The sequence below is a fragment of the Anaerolineae bacterium genome (genome assembly GCA_014360855.1).
Classification (GTDB): Bacteria; Chloroflexota; Anaerolineae; order JACIWP01; family JACIWP01; genus JACIWP01.
In genome coordinates this window covers 1-5,237 of record JACIWP010000216.1, presented here as the reverse complement: position 1 = coordinate 5,237, position 5,237 = coordinate 1, and the positions used below count along the sequence as shown (strand labels likewise).

The window sequence follows — 5,237 nt, the reverse complement described above, 5'->3', positions numbered from 1 at the left end:
ACCCACCCGTCTCGCCGGTGGCCTGGACCTCCCTGCTGACCGGCTGTTGGCCGGCCAAACACGGCATCCTGGACTTCATCGTCAAAGCTCCATCGGCCTATTATCCGACGCTGGGATTGTATGATGTCGAGAGGGGGCCGGCCGGAGACGTCTACCACAGCCGGCGGCGGGTGCCCCTGCTGAACGAGCTTCTGCAGGAGTATGGACTGCAAAGCTGTCTGCTCTATCTGCCGGGCACGTTCCCACCCCCGCAGGAGGCCGGCCATGTGCTGAGCGGCTTCGGCACCCCCGACCTCTTCGGCACCTTCGGCGTCCCAGCCCTGTACACGGCAGACCGACAGGCTCTGTCGGCGGGGGTCCGCCGCCATCCCGCCGTCCATGTCCTTCAGGCGGAGAACAACGGCTGGCGCGGGGAGTTTCCGGCGCCAGGCGGCCGTGCCGGTATGCCCATGACCATCGTCGAGACGCCCGATGGGGTTCGGATCCAGTGCCCCGCCTGGGAGGCCGGCGTATATGTGACGGAGGGGCGCTGGAGCGAGTGGGTGAGTCTGACATTCACCGATGACAGCATGGTCGCCGGCATCTGCCGTTTCTACCTGCTGTCGCGCCGGCCGCTCGTCCTTTACCGCTCGGTGGTGCATCCGGACCCGCGCCGGCCGGCCGTGCCCCTCTCCACACCGCCCGATTTCGCCCCGCGGCTCGCCGGGGAGCGCGGGCTGTTCCCCACCGCCAGCTTCCCGATGGAACAGGCCGGCTATCAGGAAGGCCTCCTGCCGGTGGACCCGTTCCTGGCCGGCGCCTATGCCGTCTGGGAGGAGCAGTTGCGTCTGGGCGAGCATCTGCTGGCGGAGGGCGGGTTCGACCTCCTGGTCCTGCACCTCTTTACGGCGGACTGTGTCCAACATTTCTTCTGGCCGGACGCGGCCGGCCGGGTCGCGGAGGCGTACCACTGGCTCGATGCGGCGCTTGGCCGGCTCAGCGAGGCCGCCGGCGAGGAAGCCGTGATCATGGTCGTCAGTGATCACGGCGCGGCGCCAATACATTACTGGCTGCACCTTAACCGCTGGCTGGCCGACGAGGGATACCTGGCCCTGCGCGCCGACGGCCGGATCGATTGGCGCCGCACGCGAGCCTTCTGCCTGGGCTATGGTGGGATATACCTGAATGTCCAGGGGCGGGAGCCGGCCGGCGTGGTGGAGCCGGGACAGCCGTACGAGGAACTGCGCCGCCGGCTGATGCAGGAACTGATGGCGCTCCGCAGTCCCGCCGACGGAGAGCCGGTCGTGGAGTGGGCGCGGCCGCGCGAGGCCTGGCATGCCGGCCCGCTGGTCCCGCTCCTGCCGGACCTCATGCTCGCCCTACGTCCCGGGTTTGCGCTGGCGCATGAGGATGCGCGCGGGGAATGCCCGGTGGACCGGCCCTGGCTGGAGCCGAATCAGGGCCGCTGGCGCGCCGGCCACGAGGGGCCGTACGCGCCGGAGGCCGTGCGCGGGGTATTCCTGGCCGCCGGCCCGGGCATTCCGCATGGGAAGGGGAACAGCGTGCATATTGTGGATGTGCTCCCCACGCTCTGCCGGCTGTGGGGCCGGCCCATGCCGGCCCATCTGGACGGCCGGCCCATTGCAACCATATCCCCCTAATAGCGCGCTAATGTCAAATTCTTACAGTTTTGTCATAAAAACTTTACAAATCCCCTGGTTCTCGCTATAATGGTACTATGTAGGGGGAAGGGTGGTATGCATCACACTGCGGCGGAAGGGCGTTCCCATTATCTGCGCCAAAGCCTATTAGCCATTGGCGTCGCGGCCGCCAGCTTGACCGCGCTGGTGTATCTTACCTACCGCCTTCCTCCAGAGGGTCTTCCCCTCGCGCTGTTCTTCCTCTTGCTGTTTTGTGGGGTGGCCGGCCTGTTCGCTCCGCTGATGCTGTGGGTGCACCGCCGGCTGGTGATGTCCCGGCGTCTGCCGGCTTCGGCCTGGCGCCCGATCCGATGGAGCGCCTGGGCCGGGCTTCTGGCTGCCATCTTTGCCTGGCTGCAGTTCATCCGGCTGCTGAACGCGGTCAGCGCCGTCCTTTTTGTCCTGATACTCTCCCTGGTGGAAGGGCTGATAACGAGCAAGCGGCGTTAACTGCAACGCTTTCATAGCGCTATTCCTGGGGCGCGTCCGCCCCGCCCACGTTGATCTTTGTGCAACAGGAGTTATGCTATGGTTCATCGCTCTCGTGTATGGCGGATAGGTGCAGTGCTCCTGGTCGCCGGCCTCCTGCTGGCGGTCATTCCCCTGTTCCTGTTCGCTCTGGCGGATACATCCGCTCTGCCGGCGGAGCGTCAGCTTGTCGCGCCGCCGGGCGAACGCATGCCGGCGCCCCCTGCCCTGCCTCCTGCACGACCCCAACAACAGCCGCTGGATGGCTGGCTGGACATCACGGTGGCCCAGCCGGCGTATTTCAACGTCTCCGACCCGGGCCAGGTGGTGACCATCACGGTGGCCAACGGCCATCCGTCGCGTCCTGCGGAGGCGCTGGCGCTGACGGTAACCCTGCCGGCCAATTTCATCTACCTGGCTACCACAAGCGTGACCGATAACGCCGGCCCGATCCCGTACACTGTCGCCGTGATTGGCCAGGACCTGGTCTATACCTTGGACGGAGGTGCCTACGATCTGGGCGCCGGCGACGCGGTGCGCATCGTCGTGCGCCTGGCCACCAATTGTCAGGTCGCTTCCGGGCTGAGCATCCGGGTGACGGCGGACTACCTTTCCAGTGGCACCGCGTATCGGGATGTGGGCTACTCCGACGCCCTGACGGTGCAGCGCGGCAATCTGGTAGTGCAGAAACTGCCGGCCAATCAGGCCGCGGCGGTGGGGGATGTGGTGACCTGGACGGTGCTGGCGCGCAACACCGAGCTGGGCGATGTGTACGATGCCTATATCACTGACACGCCCGGCGCCGGCTTCACGAATGTCCAAGGCCTGACCTCCGCATATATCAGCCGGCTGGGCCCCGGTGAAGAGCAACGCTACGTGGTCACCGCCACGGTGAATTCCTGCGGCGATTTGAATAATGTCGTCGCCGGCGCCTGGAGCTGTGGCAATCAGGACGGTACCGGCGCAGCCGCCAATCCGGTCTCTGCCCAGACGGATATCACCCTGATCAAAGAGGTACCCGATATCCGCATCACCATCCCGCCCATTGTCGTGCCGTACTGTGCCCAAGGATATCCCCTGACCTGGACGATCACCAATCTGGGACAGGGCGACGCGTACCATTTCACCCTCTCTAGCGAGTTTGTGGGAGCGAACCTGGAGTGCTCGGTAGTGGGGTCAGACTGGCAGAAGGCGGATGTCGGCGCCGGCATGGTCTTCACCTATACGGCGAACGGCGGCACCATTGAGGCCGGCCAGACCGTCACCCTGACCCTGCTGGTCACCGACACCCAATCCTGCTCGGCGCCCTCCCGGAGCGGCGTGTGCTGGTTCCTGCCCGGCTATACCGATAGCTGTGGACTGCCCTTCTCGCCGCCGCTGACGATGGCTTCCTGGAGCATCGGTGGGGATGCCCCTTCGTTGAGTGTGTCCAAGTCCGCCTCGGCGGACCGGGCTTTCCTGGGCGACCAGGTGGTCTTCACCGCGACGGTGGGGCTGGCCCATGGGGAGCATGTTACCGGCAGTGTGCTCCTGACGGATGTGGTGCCGGCCTCCTTGGGGATTGTGGGCGTTTCCACCACCGCCGGCACACCGCAAATCAACGGGCGCACCATTACCTGGGCGCTGACGCCGGCGCAGGCCAACGGCGCCCGGCTCACCCTCACCACCACCGTCAGCAGTGACCCCTGCGCGGCCAACCAGGTGGCTACGAATTCTATTCAGGCCAGCGCGGCGACGGACTGCGGCTGTCTGCTGAACACCTCTGCCTCGGCTTCCGCCGCTCTGCAGAACGATCCGGGGGTGCACGCCAACATCGCGGCCAGCGCCACGACTATTGAGACCTGTACCAGCTTCTGGATCACCAACACTTATCATATCGAGCGAAATATTGGTTCGTGGGCTGGCGCCGTCTTCACCGATAACCTGGAGAACAACCTGCAGTACAACGCCGGCACCCTCCGGGTCACGCTGGATGGGGACGACGTTACCAGCTATGTCACCATCCTGAGCACTTCCCCCCTGCGGCTGGGCCTGGGCGGGCTGAGTGCCACCGGCAAGACCAGCGGCACGCTGGTCATCGGGTATTCCCTGTACGCGCCGGCCGCGTCCGCCGGCTCCTATTACCACTGGACCCATCTCTGGCTGCCGGGCTATTCCGATGCCTACTGCAGCACGGACCCCGGCTTCCACAACGCGCTTCCACTGCAGATCAGCCGCGCCGACATGGGCATCAGTGTCGATGTGCCGGCGGTGATCGATGCCTGCCAGATCTTTGACGCGGATATCACTGTCGATCCGGGCCCCTGGGGCGGGGATGATGTCTCCGTCACGGTGACCAAGACCCATTATGCGCTCCTGGGCGTCTCCTTCGGAGGTTCCTTTGACCCGAGGCGTGTGGTAACGTACAGCAGTGCGGTGACGACCACCTGGGTGTTTTCGGACCCGGTGGAGGCAGCCGGCCAGATCCGGCTGACCCTGCAAAGCGACTGCGATGATGTGGAGGACCCCCTGCCGGCGGAACTGCGCTATTCCGACAACTGCGGTCTGCGCTATGTGGAAACGGCCTCCGACGCGCCGGCCATCAATCGCGTCGGCGATATCAGCATCTTCGTCACCCCGAATTCCTATCTCGTGACGGACGATACCGCCACTTGGCGCATTTATGTGGTGAACCCGGGGAGCGGCATCGCGTACAATGTGCTGGTGACGGATGTGTTGGGCGCGGGCCTGCGCTTCGCCGGCTCCTCCATTTCCGACACCAGCGGGGTCACTATGCCGGCACCCGGTGGGAATGCGCCGGTCTGGCGCATCGCCGCGCTTCAGCCGGGCGAACAGCGCGTCATTACCGTGACGGCGGACGTCATCGCCTGTACCGACCTCACCAGCAACGTCTTTGCCCAGTGGGGGTGCAGTGAGACGGCACCCTGCCACCTGGTCCAACAAGCCGGCCCCTTTCTGCACCTGGCGGAGGCCAGCCTGCTGACCTCCAATGGCCAGGTCGGACAGCTCCCGCTGTGCGGGGATGGCTACGTGCGCCTGACGGTGAAGAACACCTCCCTTTATCCGACCCTGCGGGAGGTGGTGATTAAG

Annotated in this window: 3 protein-coding genes; all 3 read left to right on the top strand. The window is 65.5% G+C overall.

The window, feature by feature from the left end; genetic code table 11:
* Nucleotides 1–1,640, top strand: a 1,640-nt coding sequence (locus H5T60_11285; GenBank protein MBC7243015.1) for an alkaline phosphatase family protein, incomplete at its 5' end; no start/stop codon positions are given.
* 96 nt (nt 1,641–1,736) lie between these two features.
* Nucleotides 1,737–2,129 (top strand): hypothetical protein, encoded by a 393-nt coding sequence (locus tag H5T60_11280; protein ID MBC7243014.1) that lies wholly within the window; start codon nt 1,737–1,739, stop codon nt 2,127–2,129.
* Nucleotides 2,130–2,207: 78 nt separating this feature from the next.
* A partial coding sequence (locus tag H5T60_11275; GenBank protein ID MBC7243013.1) for a DUF11 domain-containing protein occupies nt 2,208–5,237 on the top strand: 3,030 nt, incomplete at its 3' end.

Excerpts from the sequence above, each read along its gene's own strand:
- H5T60_11280 (MBC7243014.1), top strand. The coding sequence starts at position 1,737 with ATGCATCACACTGCGGCGGAAGGGCGTTCCCATTATCTGCGCCAAAGC.